Genomic DNA, 17,438 nt, shown 5'->3' with positions numbered 1-17,438 from the left:
AATCAAAACGACCGCTAGTTTACCTTATCCTGCTGATACAAATTGGATTAATTCCACCGACCGTCTTGTAATTCAGTACGCCGCCCTCACTTTAGGCTCGTCCATCGGTAACCAGATAAAATTCATGCATTCCCAGCCATCAACACAAACAAGCTCCCCCTCTACCTCCGCCGTGCAGCGTTTGCTTGAGCAGCCATGGTTTAGCAACAGCATTATTGCTTTGATTTTACTCAATGCAGTAACCCTGGGATTGGAAACGACTGCATTTGGACAGGCCAATATCCGCACCTTACATTGGCTGGACGGCATTATTCTATGTGTATTTACTCTGGAGCTGAGTCTCAAACTCTTCGCCTACAGGCAGCAATTTTTCCGTTCAGGCTGGAACTGGTTTGACTTAATTATCGTGCTGGTTTCCTGGTTGCCAACCAGCGGACCGCTGGCCGTATTGCGGGCGTTCAGAATATTAAGGGTGCTGCGTTTATTCTCAGTGGTACCGCAAATGCGTCGCGTGATAGGCGCACTAGGTCATTCTTTACCAGGTATGGCCTCTGTGGTTGGTGTACTAGGGATTATTTTCTATGTTTCAGCGGTGTTGGTTACCAAGCTGTTTGGTACGCATCCTGATGCCAATATGCAGGAATGGTTTGGTAGTATCGGCGCATCGGCCTATACCCTGTTCCAGGTTATGACGCTGGAGAGCTGGTCTATGGGCATTGTGCGCCCCACTATGGAGCTTTTCCCCTGGTCATGGTTATTCTTTGTGCCATTTATCATCATCACCAGTTTTGCGGTGCTGAATTTATTTATCGGTATTATTGTGGATGCCATGCAGGTTATGCACGAGGAGGATGTCAGCCGTCATCCAGAATCGGCCCCTGCCAGCAAAGAAGACATTAAAATGCTGCAGCAGCAGTTGCAGGCATTGACCGAAAAATTGGACGCAGCGAACAAAACGGATAAAAAAAGCGGCATCTAATGCCGTTTTTTTTATCCTGCAGTCTCACAGCACATTCCGCTTAACGCCATAGGATGGCTTCCCTGAACTGTGCAAAATACATAGTGTCGGCCTGCAGCTCCAGAGTAAATCCAAACTCCTGGCGATAACGATTAAGCCAGTAGTCCGCTAAAAGTCTGAATGCCTGACTTTCCTTGTAACGTTGCGCTGCCGCTTGCCATTGCCGAACATCTTCCAGACTGGTGCCATGCTTTGACATAGCAAGATAGGTGGTTTCTACCTGATGCTGATAAATATTCACAATTTCACTGCAGTCTTCTTGCAGCTGCATACAGAAATAACTGATACCAGCAGCGGAGAAAAACAGGGCATTGACTCTATCTTTAAGAAGCGCCCCCATTGCCTGTTCCCAACTGGTGTAAGACACAATATTTTCCAACCCGGCATCGATCATAAGTTGTTCACGAAAATCACCTCGCTGCACACCAACAGCAGGCAAGGCAGCCAGATCGGTTAGGGAATGGATTGTTTTCTTGGTTGATTTTTTAGCAAACAAACCATGAGGATTGCGGGTGATGGGGGTTATCCAATGGAAATTCTCCTCACGGTCTGCATTACGCACCATGGAGAACACCATCAGATTGGGTTCGGTACTGGCGCGTAAATATACCCGCGCCCAGGGATGTAATAAAATAGGCGCATGACTATTCGCTTGCTCCTGAATTGCCCGCACCAATTGTACGGCGTAGCCGTCCAGCTCTCCTTGCGTGTTAGTAAAAACAAATGGTGGTTCGGGGTGGGTTAAAATCGCCAGGGACTCATCCCTTGCCCACCCCAGGTTGTAGACCATTAATCCTAGCGCTAATAACCATCCCTGTTTCAAAGCCATGCTCCGCCTGCGTTCACTGACTAAGCTACTTTTAACTTCCAATTGACCAACTGCCCGGCGTGGAAAGGCACAATAGGATTCCCATTAGGTAAAGTAATCTGTTCGGGAATCTGCCAAGGCTCCCTTACCAGCTTGATAGTGCCGTTATTGCGCGGCAGACCATAAAAATCTGCACCGTAATGGCTGGCGAAACCTTCCAGCTTGTCCAGGCAGCCGAGCTCTTCAAATACCTGAGCATACAATTCAATGGCGCTCCAGGCACTGTAGCAACCGGCACAACCACAAGCGGATTCCTTACGATGCTTCTCGTGAGGCGCAGAATCTGTTCCCAGGAAGAATTTTTCTGATCCAGAAGCGACAACATCACGCAAGGCCTGCTGATGCGTGCTGCGTTTCAAAACCGGTAAACAATAGTTATGTGGGCGAATACCGCCAACCAGCAGATGATTGCGGTTAAGCATCAGGTGCTGAGGGGTAATAGTAGCGGCAACATTATCCGATGCGCCACTAACGAACTGCGCCGCATCAGCTGTTGTAATATGCTCCAACACCACTTTCAATTGGGGGAAGTTGGCGACAATTCGCTGCAGATGACGGTCAATAAATACTTTTTCACGGTCAAAAATATCAATTTCCGCATCAGTTACTTCACCATGTACCAATAGCAACATGCCCTGTTCTGCCATCTCAGCAAAAATAGGAAATAATGCATCTAAGGCCGAAACGGCGGCGTCTGAGTTGGTCGTGGCACCTGCGGGATAAAGCTTGGCAGCAACCGCGCCAGCGGCCTTGGCCGCTCGAATATCCTCGGCGCTGGTTTGATTGGTTAAATAAAGGGTCATCAACGGTTCAAAACTACTCTCAGCAGGTCTGGCGGCCAAAATACGCTGACGATAGGCCACCAGCATTTCGGCATTGGTCACAGGCGGCACCAGGTTGGGCATGACAATAGCCCGATGGAAGCAGCGTGCGGTAGCAGGAACAGTTTCTTTTAAAAAATCGCCATCGCGAAAATGCAAATGCCAATCGTCTGGCGTAGTGATGCTCAATTCTGTCATGAAATCCTCTGTTTTATCCTGTTACGTGAACCTAATGTACCCGACCATTATGCCAGAGCTGGTTGTGCTGGTGTTGAGCAAAATCACATAATTTTAATGCATGCCGTGACAGCACATCCGCGTAAATAGTAGACTGCGCAGAACTTTTTTTGTGCATCCTGACGCAAAAGTAACAAACTCAAGTGACTACCGGACCAAACCGGCCGGCTTATGACCGACTCATAATCAGTGGCTAAAACTGAATTGATAAGGTTCGCGCGATACAACAAGGAGTAATGTTGATGTGTTTACGTCCGCTACTGGCGCTGCTAGCTATGCTGACGGCGATGGGTGCCGCTCAGCTTGCCTGTGCTGAGCCACTGCGTGATTATTTTGTCGAAACCTGGACCACCCAAGATGGCTTGCCACATAATAGTGTAAATAGCATTACCCAAACTCCAGACGGTTACATCTGGTTTGCCACCTGGGAAGGGGTTGTTCGCTACAACGGTCGGCAATTCAAACATTTCGGTTGGGGGAAAGACACCCACTTGCGCGATTCAGGCATTCGTACACTGGCCGTCAATAGTCAGGGCGAACTGTTAGTTGCAGGTTCCAGAGGCAGTTTTGCCCGTTACGCCGAACGTGACTGGCACGCCATGCCGCAATTGGATGCGCGTATCAATCAGGTCTTGGTCGATCACAAGCAAAATTTATGGATTGCCACTAACAATCAAGGCTTGTTTGTCCAAGATGTCCATGGCGAGATCACCCACTTTGGCATCCCCGCTGGCTTACCCTCATTGAGCATTAAGGCATTGCTTGAGGATACGGACGGGCAACTTTGGATAGGTACTACTGCAGGTTTGGCTTATTTTGACGGCCACGCCTTCCAACTGCAACAAGATATCCCCCAGCTCCCTGTGGTCAGCCTTGCCAAGGATAAAGAGGCACGACTGCTGGTGGCATCAGAAACCGGTATTTATCGCCAGACACCAAATGGCTTCGCCGCCTTTCATCATGACTCAATCTCACATGGTGTAAGTCAGATCCTCATCGACAACCAGGATGCCTTATGGATTGGTACCATCAATCATGGCTTATACCGACTGTACAACGGGCGTCTTGATCACAAAGGCGTGTATGAAGGTCTACCTGACAGCCGCATCAAGGCCTTGTTTCAGGACAGAGAAGGCAGCATTTGGATTGGCACAAATGGGGGCTTAGTCAGGCTCAGAAAAGCCAACTTCACCACCATCAGCACTAAAAGTGGATTAGTCGGCGACTATGTTCGTACAGTACTGGCTACTAAAGATAAGGCCTTGTTGGTTGGCACAAGCAATGGGCTCTCCCGTATATCTGAGGGAGATGTCAACACAGTATCATTGCCACTGCCTAATAACGATGTACCTTCCGTTCTGAGTCTGGCAGAAAATGCAGATAGTTATCTAATTGGCACTTACAGCCATGGTCTGCTGATGCTGAGTAAAATCACAGGCAAGATTCAACAAATGGGTACCGAGCAAGGCCTGCTGGCGAACCACATACGTTCATTATTTGTGGCCTCAGATAACAGCATCTGGATTGGTACTACCCGAGGATTAAGTCATTTGGTAGACGGCCAGCTAAGCCATTTTGATAAACAAAAAGGCCTGACCGATGAATACACTATGGCTATCAACGAAGGGCCCGGCGGCGAGATCTGGATAGGCACCGAAATGAGCGCCCAGGTTATCCGGGGGGGGCAAATCGTCAATATTGACATTACCCAACATGATCAGGCTCGTTCTGTTTACGGCTTCTACCCTGGTAAAGAAGGTCGTTATATGTGGATGGCCACCGACAGGGGGCTGATTCGTTATCGTTATGAAGATGGTCAAACCCGATTAATTGGTCGCCAACAAGGTCTGCCCATCGACAAATTCTGGCAAGTTGCCGAAGACAATCAGGACTATCTTTGGTTGACGTCAAATCTTGGTATTGTCAGGCTGCCACTTGAATCTGCCAACTCAGTAGCAGATGGTAAAACGGAGAAAGTGGCATACCGGGTATTTGCAGACGGTGATGGAATGCAGAGTTTCCAAGCTAACGGCACCACCAGCCCGGCCATTGCCAAAGACCCAGCCGGTGATATTTGGGTTGCCACTGCAAAAGGTATTGTCAGAACCCGTCCTGCCAATATCAGACGCATGAATCCCTCAAACCTGCCCATGCAAATGGAGCGGGTGGAAGTGGACGGTGTGAATATGACATCGAACCTGCCGAGCCAGTTACCTGCCCACACCAACAGAATCAGTTTTGAATTTGTAGCATTGGGCTACATTATGCCGCAGACCATTCAATACAAAACGCGGTTGATGGGGTTTGATAAAACCTGGGTGGAGCGAAATAACAACAATATTGCCGAATACACTAATTTGCCACCCGGCGATTACGTATTTGAAGTCGAAGCGACCTACCCCACTTCCGAGGAAGGAAAAGGTGTAGGTAAACTTCGTAAAGCATTCAGTATTGCGCCGGCATTCTGGCAGCGAAAAGATGTCTTTGCCATCACCCTGATATTGGCCATAGCCCTCCTGTTTATCGTCATCCGCACCAGAGAGCATATCCTGAAGCATCAATCCGAGCAGCTTAAACGACGCGTTCAGGAACAAACGCAGGCACTGCAAGAACAAGCGCAGCGTTTTGAGCGGCTCTCATTACAAGATCAATTAACCGGGCTGGAAAACCGTCGTTCCTTTGATAGCTTTCTGAAAAACCTCGACCGACATAACAACCGCAATGTGCTGGCCTATGTAGCGATTCTGGATATCGATCACTTCAAACGCATTAATGACATGTGGTCCCACGACACTGGCGACCAGGTACTGCGTGAAGTAGGACGAATTATCACCCGTAATACACGACCAGGGGATCACGCTGCTCGCTGGGGGGGAGAAGAGTTTTCACTGATCATCAAAGATGTGGACGAGTCAACTGCGGTAAGCATCTGCGAACGTATCCGTCAGCAGGTAGAAGCCACCGACTTCAACCATATCGCGCCAGGCTTGAATGTGACTATCAGCGCCGGACTAAAGCGCTGCGATGATACCGGCAACCATCATCGCACTTTGGTACTGGCAGATCAGGCGTTGTATCACGCTAAAGAAAACGGCCGTAACCAGGTTCAACTGTGGCAGGCCGATTTACCGGCTCGCAATAGCCATACCAGCAGTGTAGAAAGTTAGGATTCTGTGGTGAGCAATTGCAGGATATTCTGTTCTGTCGGATATTCCTGCTTGCTCCAGCCCAACCGCACAAAAACCATATCCAGCGACGGAATGATCATCACCACCTGTTTGCGGTTGCCTAACATCGCATAGGCATCAGCCGGCAGTTGCGGCCATCGCCAGCTTGACTTGTCTTCTCTATCAGCCGCATTTAACCAAAATTGATAACCATATCTGCGATCGTTGTCACTGCGATTGGGCTGCTGCGTGCGCTGTACCCAATCGGCAGACAGCAGGGTCTTGCCCTGCCAAACCCCCTCAGCCAGCATCAAGTTCCCCAGTCCCGCCCAGTCACGCCCGCTGGCATAAATGTAAGAGCTGCCGACCAGCACCCCGCTGGGATCCGGCTCAATCACTAAGGTTGTCAGCCCCAGCGGTGCGGCTAACTGCTGATAAAGCATGTCCAGTAACGCTTGCTCACTGCCAAGTTGGTCACGCATATAGCGCATCAGCAGGTTAGTGGTACCGGATGAATAATCGAAGTAAGAACCGGCTTTGTAAGCTGCCGAGCTAAGCAGCGGTAGCTGCGCCGCCGCATGAGCACCAAACAACATTTTTGTGGCATCCGTGCCGGGGGCGTATGTTTCATCAAATCCCAGACCGCTGGTCATCTGCAGCATATTTTCAAGGCGAATACCCGCACGCGCATCGTTTTGCCAATCACTAAACAAGGCATTCTGATTGATTTTTACTGCGCCCAGAGTCTGCATTCTACCCAATAGTATCGCTGTGACACTTTTGCCCATAGACCAGCCAAGTAAAGGTGTGGAATCCGACACACCGGGCCCATAACTCTCAGCGATTATCTGCCCATCCTTCACCACCAGCAGCGCTCTGGTATCCAACCCCTGTTGATTGTCCTGGGCTAGCAGCGAATCCAAACTGGCCTGCCAGGCAGGACGAATGCTAACAGGTATCGCCGCATTGTTGTTCGCCAGATCAGTGGGTTTGCCCTGTAACCCTTCCAGTCCATGCGTGTTGCCAATATCCAGTGTACAACCCAAGCCGGGTCGATAAGTTGCACTGGCCTGACTTATTCCCAGCAAGTCCGCCGTTGCGGTGTTGGCAGTGTAAGTTAAGGTCAACAGACTATTGGCCGGCGAGTAGGAAGCCAAATCGGATAAAATACGCTGATCCTCAAATCCACTAATGAAATGGCCGGAACACCCCAACTTGGCCCCCATACTGACCGCCACATCCACAGCGTCGGGCAAACGCCATAAGCCAAATCCCAACCATGCAGGTGAAGAGGCAACTAATCCGCCTAACAGCAATAATGCCACGCCTGTTTTTTTCATAAAATGCTCCAGCTTAATGACCTCTAATCCTGTATTTTCTCGTTATCTTAATGCATTGACCCAAACCCAACTAACGTGCTTAGAATGACTGCCAGCAGTGGGAGGGAATGAATGAAAGCACATATTTTGGTTGGGATCCTGACGATTTTCGCAGCCGTGGCATGCCGTCAGGCACCGGAACCTCAGCCCTTGCCGCTCCCAATTCCTCAAAGCGTTTCATTTGAACAGGATATTAAACCCATTCTGGATAGTCGTTGCCTGGCTTGTCACGGGTGTTTTGATGCGCCTTGCCAGCTCAAATTCGAGTCTGCACAAGGATTACAGCGAGGTGCTCATCATCTGGAAGTATATAACGGTACACGTAGTGAAGCGCAAAGACCGACGCGGCTAGGCATTGATGCACATACGGAGCAACAGTGGCGCGAGTTAGGTTTTCATTCGGTGCTGAATGAAGATGAACAAGGCCAGTCACTCTTATACAAAATGCTACAGCTAGGCAAAAAACACCCCTTTCCTCCCAACAGCAAGCTACCGGATAACATTGAACTTGGCATCACGCGGCAAAATCAGTGCCCGACTGACGACCAGTTTGACACCTATGCCAAGCAGCATCCGCAAGAAGGGATGCCACTGGGCATGGCCGCACTGAGCGATCAGGAGTATGCCAAATTGGCAGCCTGGCTTGAGCAAGGCGCACCTTTAGATACTAAGCCAAGGTCAATCAGTCAGGCTGACGCCGAGCAAATTCAGCAATGGGAAAGCTACCTCAACCAAAGCAGTAAAGAGCGGCAACTCGTTGCACGCTGGCTTTATGAACATCTGTTCCTGGCGCATCTATATTTTGCCGACCAAGGGCAGAAAACGCGTTTTTTTACCCTGCTGCGCTCCAGCACACCGCCAGGACAACCTGTTCAACCTATTGCAACGGCACAGCCTAACGGGCCCTACGAAGGGGCTATTTATTACCGCTTACAGGCGATAGATGACACCTTAGTACACAAACGCCATATAGCCTTGTTGCTCGATGAGGCGAAGCGCGAACGCATTGAATCACTGTTTTTTGCTAATGACTGGCATGCTGAGCAATTACCGGACTACGATTATCACGCCAGAGCCAACCCTTTTATTACTTTTGCCGCTATACCAGCCGACGCCCGTTATCAGTTTATGCTGGATAACGCAGAGTACTTTGTTCGTACCTTTATCCGTGGCCCGGTATGCCGTGGCCAAATCGCCACCGACGTGATACGCGATCACTTCTGGACACTTTTCCAATCCCCCGAGCACGATCTGTTTATCACACATCCAGACTATGCAGAAAAAGCGGCCCCTTTGCTGGGTTTGCCGGGTCAGGACGACGACTTACTGGAAGCAGGAACAAACTGGTTTACCTATCAAGAGAAACGCAATCGTTATGCTGAGCTTCGCACTGAAGCTTATCGCCAATATGCGCCAAAGGGAGCGGCACTTGAGCACATCTGGGATGGAGAGGGCGTTAACAGCAACGCACTACTGACTATATTCCGGCATCATGACAATGCATCGGTGCAGCGTGGCCTGTTCGGCAAATTACCGCAGACCATCTGGTGGATGGACTATCCTCTGCTTGAACGTACTTACTACGAATTGGTAGTGAATTTTGATGTATTTGGCAACCTCGCCCATCAGTTACAAACCCGTTTGTATTTTGACTTGATTCGTAATGGCTCAGAACAAAACCTATTGCGGCTGCTGCCGCCGCAACATCGTCAGCACTATCTTGAACAGTGGTACCAAGGTACCGGATTGCTCAAACGCAAGTTCAGCTATGTGCCCATGGACAGCCAAAGCCCAGCAGCTGTTCAATATCAGACCGATAAACCCTATACAGAACTGGGTCAGATGTTGTTAGACCAATTTGCCGACATCAATACCTTTGAGCAAGACCCGCTCAACCGCTGTCAGCAAAAAGTCTGCGCGCGTTCGGGTCAGTCGCCCTGGATCCAACAAGCGGATCAGCAACTGGCTGAACTCAGTAACTGGCGTCTGAAAACCACACCAGCGCTGCATTGGCTGCCAGAAGTGACCCTACTGCGAGTTCACCAGGATCAGGAGCAGACTCTTTACAGCCTATTGCGAAACCGTGCACATTCCAACGTTGCCTTTATGCTCGGCGAATCGCTGCGTCATCAGGAAGAACGCGACAGTCTGACGCTTTACCCTGGTCTGCTTGGCAGCTACCCAAACTTTATTTTCGATTTACCGGCTAAGAGCCTGCCGTTATGGTTGGAGACAATGAAAGGGGTAAAAACAGATAAGGACTTTGAGCAGGTTGTGCATGCGTTTGGCATACGACGCACCCACCCCAAATTCTGGCAGGTGCTAGAGGCCGTTCAAGCCTGGCATTTGCAGCAACAACCGTTGGAAGCGGGTGTATTGGACATTAATAGGTATAAAAATCTGTAGACCGCAGCGTGGCTGCGGTTTGGCATAAGGGATGAAGCAATTCAGTAACTGCGCAGCAAAAATACAATGCCCACAACACAACCAAGCAAAATCATCGCCCAGCCGGCTGACAGTAAAAAATAAGGTTCAACATGATAGGGAGCCGGAACGGCATCTATTTCACCACCCCACACTTCCAATGTGAGCAGACAGCTACTACCGAGCAACAGAAACAAACCACAAAGCCCGGGGAAAGAAAAAACTTTTCGTACCACAATAACCTCCTTGCTTTACACGAAAAATATTCACGGGGAGTTCCTGCCCCGCAGCCTTACCTGGCTGGCGCTGATAATACCTCTTTCAGGCACAATTTGAAAAGCCCAATAGCCTGACTCATCTGTCGTTCATCGCGTTGAGAATAGCCAAGAATAAAGCCGTTAACCCGACTTCCAGTAAAATAGTGTGAAGACAAACAGTTAAGTTTTAACCCCAATTGCTCGGCTCGCTGCGCCACCAACTTATCCCAGGCCAAACCACTAGCATGTTTGCCCTGCCAGGGTTCACGCAGGTAAGCCACCAAATGCATGCCCCCGGTGTTCTTCTCCCACTGCAACCAGGTCGACAGCCCATCCAGGGCATGTAAAAGATGATCTCTTTGGGCCAGATAAAAACGTCGCATTTTACGCAGGTGACTGGCAAAACCGCCCGTCGCCATAAACTCCGCCAACGCCGGCTGCATACCCAACGCGGATGATGAGCCCAGAAAATATTGGCTATCCATCAGCCGTCTAACCTGTTGCGGCGGCGCAACGATAAAGCCCAAACGCAGACCGCGAAATAACACCTTGGAGAAACTACCGACAAAAAAGGTCCCTTGCTGCCGGTCAAGTTGCATTAAAGGTACATGGGTACGACCCTGGTAGACAAATTCGCTGTCGTAGTCATCCTCAATTAACCATAATCGCTTACCTTGCTCGCGCATGGCCTGTTGTTGATCAAGCCAGGCCTGACGACGCTGCGGACTCATCACTATGCCCAAAGGATATTGCCGATTAGGGGTGATCACCGCCATCCCATGACAGGTCTGTGGCACTGTCGCTCCCTCGTCATCCAGTGGTAATGCATGCAAGGGCTTCCCCAGCAAAGTAAACAGAGAAGCCATTTGTGCATAACAGGGGTTTTCCAGCCAAATAGCGTTGTTCGGCATCATCAAAGCCTGCACCAGAATGGTCAGGGCATCTCTGTTGCCAGCAGTAATCAACACCTGCTCGGCCAGACAGTCCAGTCCTCGCAAGTCTCTTAAGTAGTCTGCCACCCGCTGTTTAAGCAAAGGCCAGCCACTGGGATACTCGCCCATCATCAAGCCGGCATCCGGCTTAAGCCAACTGCGCCGTAAGCAAGAAGCCCACTGCCTGGCCGGGAAGGTTTCCACATTGGCCACCGAGTCAAACCCCAGCATTGGCTTCTCTGGCTTTGGAAAAACCGACACGGGCAAAGATTGCAGCTCGATCACCGGCAGGTTCTGTGCCACAAACACGCCCCGTTTGGCGGCACTGAGCAGAAAACCTTCAGCAATCAGATTATCGTAAGCCTTTAAGCTACTGGTGCGGGATATTCCCAGCGCCTGCGCCAGCTCCCGGGATGACGGCAAACGCTCACCTTTCTGCAAGCGCCCCTGTTGAATCAAGCTGCGCAGCGCATCTTGCAGTTGCAAATAAATGGGCTGCCGGGCGTGGTGATCCAGGCTAATAGATAAAGTAGCGGCTGACATCTGGTATCTAAAAATTTTATCAATCTGGATATTTTTAACACATCCAGAAAAGATAACCTAGCATCCTAACGAAATCAGCAGGACGCCTATATGCAAGCTCCCAGTCAAAGAACCCAGGTAAAACGTGGCCGTAAACGGGCTGACTATGATCCACAATTGGTTAAACAGATAATTGACCAGTCTTTGCTCTGCCACGTGGCACAGATCCACGAAGGCTACCCTGTGGTCACTCCAACTTGTCACTGGCGCGATGGTGATATGCTGTATTGGCACGGCCATGCCAGAGCCAGAAATGTGTACGCCAGTCAGGGCCAAAGTGTGTGCGTTAACATCAGCCAGTTGGATGGCCTGGTTTTGGCCAGGAGCGCTTTCCATCATTCGGTTAACTATCGCTCAGTTACCCTTTTCGGTGTTCCACAACTTATTGAAGACGAAGTAGAAAAGCGTCGGCAATTGGAATTGTTTGTCGAACGTTTATCCCCAGGTCGCTGGCAACAGCTCAGGCCCATAAACGAACAGGAAATGATGCTCACCGCCGTGGTCGCCATACCGATTAATGAAGCCTCGGTTAAGGTGCGTAGTGCCCCTCCCTCAGACGATGATGAAGATTACGGTTGGCCGGTATGGGCAGGGGTTATGCCTATCCAACGTCAGTGGGGCGTTTTGCAGCAAGACCCACTGCAAACAGAAAATATGGCCTACCCTTTACCCCTTAGTCCGGCCAATGGAGCCATTTAATGCAAGCCAAGCAAAGCATGACGTTGGCCCAGGCTCGAGATTTGATGGAGCACTATCCCTTTGCCAGTATGATCAGCGAAAGTTGGCAGGTCAGCCAGCTTCCCTTTCTGCTGGACGAACAGGGGATGGTGCTTTACGGACATCTGGCGGGCAATAACCCGCATTGCGAGACGTTAGACGGCGGCCGCCAATTGGTGTTGTTTCGCGGTCCGCATGCATATATTTCGCCGACCTGGTATCACCGCAAGCCCGCGGTGCCTACCTGGAACTATGTGAGTTTGCAGGTATCCGGTAAGACAACCTTACTTAGTGAACCAGAAGCAGATGCCTGTATGAACAGACTGCTGGATAAGTTTGAGCAAGGATTGGCAGCATCTACTCAGGCTCAGGCCGGTGAACTGCGTGCTTATATGCAAAGGTTAGCAACTTTCGAATACTGATATTTGTCCTCACTAAGGAGATTTTATGTTTGCGGTTATTTTTCGTGCAGAGATCGGCGAGCTGGATCAAGAATACTCTGAATTAGCTGGCAAGTTACGGCAATTGGCTATGGATAAATATGGCTGCGTGGAGTTTTTTGCCTTATGCGAAGGCAATCAGGAAGTGGCCATCTCTTATTGGCCGGATATGACTTCCATTCAGGCATGGAAGGCGGATCCTCTGCATGCCCAGGCGCAGAAAAAAGGCCGGGCGGGATGGTACAACCGCTACCTGGTCCAGGTCGCCGAGATTCATCGTCAGTACCAGGTACCGGCTGAATAACAGAACTTCCCGTTGCCCGAGCAGTAAATGCAGGGCATTTTTTGTTGCGCTATTGACCATTTCATTACCACCCCATAACATCCCAAAAAAGAAACATTATTTCATATTCGAAATGAACACCGAGAAACGTCTAGCCGCGTATTTACTTAAACTGCGTCAACAGCACAAGATGTCACTGGACACGCTGGCAACAAACAGTGGGATCAGCAAAGCCACCCTGTCACGCATGGAAAATGCCAGCACCAGCCCAACCGCTAGCCAGTTAAACAGCCTGTGCAATATCTATGGCATCACCTTGTCACAATTGATGTATGACGCTGAGTCCGGCGGTATTAGCTTGTTTCGGGCCGCGCAGATGCCGGAGTGGACCGACCCACAAAGCGGCTATCAGCGCCGTTTGCTGTCTCCGCCGGCCAACGGCTTCAATATTGAACTGCTGGAGATCAAATTACCGGCTGGGGCCCTTGTCCAATTTGCTAAGCCGCCGCTTCCGGGACTGGAACAACACCTGGTGATGCAGCAAGGTTGCCTGCAACTGACACTAGATACGCAACATTTTGAATTACACAGTGGCGATGCCATACGTTTTAAATTGTTCGGCACCAGTCAGTTCCATAATCCGGGTAAGCACACCGCCCAGTATTTGTTAGCTGTAGGAAATCCCTGATGAAAATAACTAACGCCGACCTTAGCCATCCCCAGGTTATCGGGCTGTTGCAAATACACCTGGCTGGCATGTATGAAAACTCGCCGCCCGAACAGGTATTCGCCCTGGATTTATCCGCGTTTAAGCAGCCCGGGATCCAACTTTATTGCGCCTGGCTTGAGGATATCGCTTGCGGCATCGGTGCACTGAAAACCCTGAATACTGACGAAGGTGAAATTAAATCCATGCGTACCCACCCCGATTGCCTTAAACAAGGGGTAGCAAGCAGGTTGCTGGAACATATCATCCAGCAGGCCAAAATAAGAGGTATAGGTCGACTAATGCTGGAAACCGGCTCAGGCGAGGCATTTGACCCCGCTATCCGCCTATACCAGCGCTACGGCTTTATAAGTGGCCCAGCCTTTGGTGATTACGAGAAAAGTCCGTTCAATCAGTTTTTCCATCTGAATCTGGACTAGAGCCTGTTTTGCCAACACCAATGAGATCCCACAAAAAAATCACCTAAAAACCTTGCGCCAGATCAATAAACATTTATAATTTTCAGAAATTACTGAAACTTCAGAAAAACCATGAATCTGACTCCAAACCTCACCAGCTTTGTGATGCACTTCGGCGAAATGGGCAGCCGCTGGGGCTTTAACCGCACCGTCGGGCAGATGTACGCCCTGCTGGTGATCAGTGCAGAGCCGCTGACCGCCAATGATATCGCTGAAACCCTGAATATCTCCCGCGGCAACGTCAGTATGGGCCTGAAAGAATTGCAGTCCTGGCAGTTGGTACAACTGTCTCACCTGCCAGGGGACCGCAAGGACTATTTCCGCGCTATCGGCAGTATCTGGGATATGGCTAAGCGGGTGATGGAAGAGCGCCGTAAACGCGAAATTGATCCTACCCTGTCGCTGCTGCGCGATATGCTGCTAGACAAGCCTTCCAACTCACAAGAGCAGCACGCCCAACAACGTTTGCAGGAAATCCACGACCTGCTTGAATCTGTGACCAAATGGACCAACGAGTTGCAGCGCTTAAGCCCGGATAACCTCAATACCCTGCTTAAACTCAGTTCCGGTGTCGGCAAAGTGCTGGATATGAAAGATAAGTTTATCGGCAAGGAAGAGCGCAAAGAAAACCGCTAACCTGCGGGCCGCTGCGCCGACTTAAAGTCCGGCCGGGTTGGCCGGACAGTTCTAACCCCAATCGGAGAAACCGGATGGAAGACGTACTGTTGCTGTCCCGGCTGCAATTTGCCGCCAATATCAGTTTCCACATTTTATTCCCGACTATTACCATCGCCCTGTGCTGGCTGCTGTGCTATTTCAAAATTCGTTTTGATCTGTCCCGCGATCCGGTCTGGATGCGCGCCTACCGGTTTTGGGTAAAAGTCTTCGCCTTGAGCTTTGCGCTGGGCGTGGTTTCAGGTATTACCATGTCTTTCCAGTTTGGCACCAATTGGCCGGGCTTTATGGAGAAGGTTGGCAATATTGCCGGTCCGCTGCTTGGCTATGAAGTGCTGACCGCGTTTTTTCTGGAAGCCACCTTCCTTGGCGTGATGCTGTTTGGCCAGGGCCGGGTACCTAACTGGGTACACACCCTGGCGACCTGCATGGTGGCGATTGGCACCTCCTTATCGGCATTTTGGATCCTGGCACTCAACTCCTGGATGCAGACCCCGCAGGGTTTTGAAATGCGCGATGGAGTGGCACATGTGCTGGACTGGTGGGCGGTAATCTTTAATCCATCCTTCCCCTATCGTTTAGCCCATATGTTGCTGGCTTCCGGCCTGACCGCCAGTTTCCTGATGGCAGGTCTATCGGCCTATCGCATCTACCGGGGCGACAGTAAACGCGCTCCCCGTCTGGCCCTGAAAACTGCGCTGACCTTTGCCGCCATACTGATGCCACTGCAGATTCTGGTGGGCGACCTGCACGGCCTGAACACCTTTAAGCACCAGCCACAAAAAGTCGCTGCTATGGAAGGGGTTTGGGAAACCGAACAAGGCGCCCCGCTGCTACTGTTCGCCATTCCTGACGAGGCGCAGCGCACCAACCATTTCGCCATCGGCATTCCCAATATGGCCAGTCTGATTCTGACCCATGAAATGGACGGTGAAATTCGTGGCCTCAACGAATTTATCGGCGAGCACCCGCCGGTAAAACCGGTGTTCTATGGCTTTCGCATTATGGTCGGTATTGGCATGCTGATGCTGTTGGTAGCCTGGGTTGGTAGTTATCAACTGTGGCGTAAAGGCCAACTATCGCCCTGGATGCTGAAGACCACGATGGCCATGACATTCTCTGGCTGGCTGGCGACCCTGGCGGGTTGGTATGTGACAGAGATTGGCCGTCAGCCTTATCTGGTCAGCGGTGTGCTGCGTACCGCCGATGCGGTTACCGATATTGCCTCAGGCAATGTGTTGCTGACCTTTATTCTGTATATCAGCCTGTATGCCTTTTTACTGGTGGCTTATATCCGTACCCTGATGCTGATGGCTCGCAAAGCAGTGGAAATAGAAGAAATTCAACCCGAAGAGCACCCCAATTACAAAGACAACGCGCCTCTGGCCCAAGGAGCAAACTGATGATTTTGGACGCACATCTGCCCTATATCTTTGTTGGCCTAATGGGATTAGCCATCCTGGTTTACGCTATTCTCGACGGTTACGATTTGGGTGTTGGCATGTTACTGCCCTTGAAGCATGAGCAAAAAGCCGACCAGATGATCGCCTCAATCGGCCCGTTCTGGGACGCCAATGAAACCTGGCTGGTACTGGCCGTCGGCTTGCTCTTTATCGCCTTCCCCAGTGCCCACAGCCTAGTGCTTAAAGAGCTGTACCTGCCCGCCACCTTTATGTTATTTGGCCTGATATTACGGGGGGTAGCCTTTGATTTTCGCGCCAAGGTCAAGCAAACCCGCAAGCCAAACTGGGATAAGGCCTTTAAGTTTGGCTCCCTGCTGGCGTCCTTTATGCAGGGTTACATGCTGGGCATGTATATCATGGGCTTTGAACATAGTCTGCAAGCCGAAGTATTTGCCCTGCTTAGTGGTTTCGGCGTTACCGCCGCCTACTGCTTTATTGGTGCCTGCTGGCTGATTATGAAAACCGAAGGTGAACTGCAACTTAAAGCCATTCACTGGGCGCGTAAAACCGGCTGGATCTGCTTTGTTGGGGTGCTGGCGGTGTGCCTGGTCAATCCGCTCATCAATGCCGCGGTGTTGGAACGTTGGACCAGCCTGCCCTTTGCCCTGTTTATCTGGCCGATTCCCTTTGTCAGCCTCTGTTTGTTTGTTATCTGCCATCAGGTGCTCAAGCGCATGCCGCTGGCTGACGACTCAGGTTGCTGGGTGCCCTTTATAATTGCCCTGTTTATCTTTTTGTTCTGCTTCCAGGGTCTGGCATTCAGTTTCTTCCCCGATATTGTACCGGGCAAAATGACCATCTTTGAGGCAGCCAGTGCGCCGGCCTCTCTGCGCTTTATTCTGGTGGGCGCCCTGATTGTGGTACCCTGCATCCTGGCCTATACCCTCTGGTCGTACCGGGTATTTTGGGGCAAGGTACGCGAACTGCGATACTACTGACGCCATAAGAATCACAGTCACCCGCCATTTTTGCATGATACTGTTATGAATA

Annotated in this window: 16 protein-coding genes; 11 read left to right on the top strand and 5 right to left on the bottom strand. The window is 50.6% G+C overall.

Annotated elements, in window-relative coordinates:
• Positions 1 to 124 precede the first annotated feature (124 nt).
• Positions 125 to 979, top strand: coding sequence for an ion transporter (locus J0A65_RS06255; protein WP_206593283.1), 855 nt, complete (start codon positions 125 to 127; stop codon positions 977 to 979).
• A gap of 40 nt (positions 980 to 1,019) precedes the next feature.
• On the opposite strand, the gene J0A65_RS06250 is transcribed toward J0A65_RS06255, so the two are convergent.
• Together J0A65_RS06250 and pyrC are read right to left on the bottom strand one after the other, a co-directional pair.
• Positions 1,020 to 1,847, bottom strand: a complete 828-nt coding sequence (locus tag J0A65_RS06250) for a substrate-binding periplasmic protein (RefSeq protein ID WP_206593282.1) — start codon at positions 1,845 to 1,847, stop codon at positions 1,020 to 1,022.
• Positions 1,848 to 1,867: 20 nt separating this feature from the next.
• Positions 1,868 to 2,905 (bottom strand): dihydroorotase, encoded by a 1,038-nt coding sequence (gene pyrC / locus J0A65_RS06245; RefSeq protein ID WP_206593281.1) that lies wholly within the window; start codon positions 2,903 to 2,905, stop codon positions 1,868 to 1,870.
• 281 nt (positions 2,906 to 3,186) lie between these two features.
• On the opposite strand from pyrC, the gene J0A65_RS06240 reads away from it, so the two are divergent.
• On the top strand, positions 3,187 to 6,111 hold the full coding sequence (locus tag J0A65_RS06240) for a ligand-binding sensor domain-containing protein (RefSeq protein ID WP_206593280.1): 2,925 nt from the start codon (positions 3,187 to 3,189) through the stop codon (positions 6,109 to 6,111).
• Here the strand turns inward: J0A65_RS06240 and J0A65_RS06235 are convergent.
• Positions 6,108 to 7,451, bottom strand: coding sequence for a serine hydrolase domain-containing protein (locus J0A65_RS06235; protein ID WP_206593279.1), 1,344 nt, complete (start codon positions 7,449 to 7,451; stop codon positions 6,108 to 6,110). The genes J0A65_RS06240 and J0A65_RS06235 overlap by 4 nt on opposite strands.
• Positions 7,452 to 7,562: 111 nt before the next feature.
• Here J0A65_RS06235 and J0A65_RS06230 point away from each other — a divergent pair, with 111 nt between their 5' ends.
• Positions 7,563 to 9,896, top strand: coding sequence for a fatty acid cis/trans isomerase (locus J0A65_RS06230; protein ID WP_206593278.1), 2,334 nt, complete (start codon positions 7,563 to 7,565; stop codon positions 9,894 to 9,896).
• A 41-nt stretch (positions 9,897 to 9,937) separates the two neighbouring features.
• On the opposite strand, the gene J0A65_RS06225 is transcribed toward J0A65_RS06230, so the two are convergent.
• Together J0A65_RS06225 and pdxR are read right to left on the bottom strand one after the other, a co-directional pair.
• Positions 9,938 to 10,150: a hypothetical protein gene (locus J0A65_RS06225; protein WP_206593277.1), complete on the bottom strand. Its 213-nt coding sequence runs from the start codon at positions 10,148 to 10,150 to the stop codon at positions 9,938 to 9,940.
• A 56-nt stretch (positions 10,151 to 10,206) separates the two neighbouring features.
• Positions 10,207 to 11,646 (bottom strand): MocR-like pyridoxine biosynthesis transcription factor PdxR, encoded by a 1,440-nt coding sequence (gene pdxR, locus J0A65_RS06220; protein WP_206593276.1) that lies wholly within the window; start codon positions 11,644 to 11,646, stop codon positions 10,207 to 10,209.
• 90 nt (positions 11,647 to 11,736) lie between these two features.
• On the opposite strand from pdxR, the gene J0A65_RS06215 reads away from it, so the two are divergent.
• From J0A65_RS06215 to J0A65_RS06180, 8 genes are all read left to right on the top strand, one after another.
• Positions 11,737 to 12,384, top strand: coding sequence for a pyridoxamine 5'-phosphate oxidase family protein (locus tag J0A65_RS06215; protein ID WP_206593275.1), 648 nt, complete (start codon positions 11,737 to 11,739; stop codon positions 12,382 to 12,384).
• Entirely contained in the window at positions 12,384 to 12,824 is a 441-nt protein-coding gene (locus tag J0A65_RS06210; protein ID WP_206593274.1) for an FMN-binding negative transcriptional regulator, read from the top strand. Before J0A65_RS06215 ends, J0A65_RS06210 begins: the two co-directional genes overlap by 1 nt.
• Before the next feature lie 25 nt (positions 12,825 to 12,849).
• Positions 12,850 to 13,146: an antibiotic biosynthesis monooxygenase family protein gene (locus J0A65_RS06205; RefSeq protein WP_206593273.1), complete on the top strand. Its 297-nt coding sequence runs from the start codon at positions 12,850 to 12,852 to the stop codon at positions 13,144 to 13,146.
• Between the two features lie 112 nt (positions 13,147 to 13,258).
• Entirely contained in the window at positions 13,259 to 13,813 is a 555-nt protein-coding gene (locus J0A65_RS06200) for a helix-turn-helix domain-containing protein (RefSeq protein WP_206593272.1), read from the top strand.
• Positions 13,813 to 14,271 (top strand): GNAT family N-acetyltransferase, encoded by a 459-nt coding sequence (locus J0A65_RS06195; RefSeq protein ID WP_206593271.1) that lies wholly within the window; start codon positions 13,813 to 13,815, stop codon positions 14,269 to 14,271. Before J0A65_RS06200 ends, J0A65_RS06195 begins: the two co-directional genes overlap by 1 nt.
• Before the next feature lie 111 nt (positions 14,272 to 14,382).
• Positions 14,383 to 14,946: a GbsR/MarR family transcriptional regulator gene (locus J0A65_RS06190; RefSeq protein ID WP_206593270.1), complete on the top strand. Its 564-nt coding sequence runs from the start codon at positions 14,383 to 14,385 to the stop codon at positions 14,944 to 14,946.
• Between the two features lie 74 nt (positions 14,947 to 15,020).
• Positions 15,021 to 16,388, top strand: coding sequence for a cytochrome ubiquinol oxidase subunit I (locus tag J0A65_RS06185; protein WP_206593269.1), 1,368 nt, complete (start codon positions 15,021 to 15,023; stop codon positions 16,386 to 16,388).
• Entirely contained in the window at positions 16,388 to 17,386 is a 999-nt protein-coding gene (locus tag J0A65_RS06180) for a cytochrome d ubiquinol oxidase subunit II (RefSeq protein ID WP_206593268.1), read from the top strand. Before J0A65_RS06185 ends, J0A65_RS06180 begins: the two co-directional genes overlap by 1 nt.
• The last annotated feature ends 52 nt before the right edge of the window (positions 17,387 to 17,438 follow it).

The sequence above is a fragment of the Bowmanella yangjiangensis genome, assembly GCF_017255015.1.
Classification (GTDB): domain Bacteria; phylum Pseudomonadota; class Gammaproteobacteria; order Enterobacterales; family Alteromonadaceae; genus Bowmanella; species Bowmanella yangjiangensis.
The sequence above is the reverse complement of the archived record's forward strand: the minus strand, read 5'-3'. Positions and strand labels throughout refer to the sequence as shown.

Bases quoted from the DNA above. Each gene is read 5' to 3' on its own strand.
- J0A65_RS06200 (WP_206593272.1), top strand. From the start codon at position 13,259: ATGAACACCGAGAAACGTCTAGCCGCGTATTTACTTAAACTGCGTCAA.
- J0A65_RS06195 (WP_206593271.1), top strand. From the start codon at position 13,813: ATGAAAATAACTAACGCCGACCTTAGCCATCCCCAGGTTATCGGGCTG.
- J0A65_RS06230 (WP_206593278.1), top strand. From the start codon at position 7,563: ATGAAAGCACATATTTTGGTTGGGATCCTGACGATTTTCGCAGCCGTG.
- J0A65_RS06210 (WP_206593274.1), top strand. From the start codon at position 12,384: ATGCAAGCCAAGCAAAGCATGACGTTGGCCCAGGCTCGAGATTTGATG.
- J0A65_RS06215 (WP_206593275.1), top strand. From the start codon at position 11,737: ATGCAAGCTCCCAGTCAAAGAACCCAGGTAAAACGTGGCCGTAAACGG.
- J0A65_RS06240 (WP_206593280.1), top strand. From the start codon at position 3,187: ATGTGTTTACGTCCGCTACTGGCGCTGCTAGCTATGCTGACGGCGATG.
- J0A65_RS06205 (WP_206593273.1), top strand. From the start codon at position 12,850: ATGTTTGCGGTTATTTTTCGTGCAGAGATCGGCGAGCTGGATCAAGAA.
- J0A65_RS06185 (WP_206593269.1), top strand. From the start codon at position 15,021: ATGGAAGACGTACTGTTGCTGTCCCGGCTGCAATTTGCCGCCAATATC.
- J0A65_RS06235 (WP_206593279.1), bottom strand. From the start codon at position 7,451: ATGAAAAAAACAGGCGTGGCATTATTGCTGTTAGGCGGATTAGTTGCC.
- pyrC (WP_206593281.1), bottom strand. From the start codon at position 2,905: ATGACAGAATTGAGCATCACTACGCCAGACGATTGGCATTTGCATTTT.
- pdxR (WP_206593276.1), bottom strand. From the start codon at position 11,646: ATGTCAGCCGCTACTTTATCTATTAGCCTGGATCACCACGCCCGGCAG.
- J0A65_RS06190 (WP_206593270.1), top strand. From the start codon at position 14,383: ATGAATCTGACTCCAAACCTCACCAGCTTTGTGATGCACTTCGGCGAA.
- J0A65_RS06180 (WP_206593268.1), top strand. From the start codon at position 16,388: ATGATTTTGGACGCACATCTGCCCTATATCTTTGTTGGCCTAATGGGA.
- J0A65_RS06255 (WP_206593283.1), top strand. From the start codon at position 125: ATGCATTCCCAGCCATCAACACAAACAAGCTCCCCCTCTACCTCCGCC.
- J0A65_RS06250 (WP_206593282.1), bottom strand. From the start codon at position 1,847: ATGGCTTTGAAACAGGGATGGTTATTAGCGCTAGGATTAATGGTCTAC.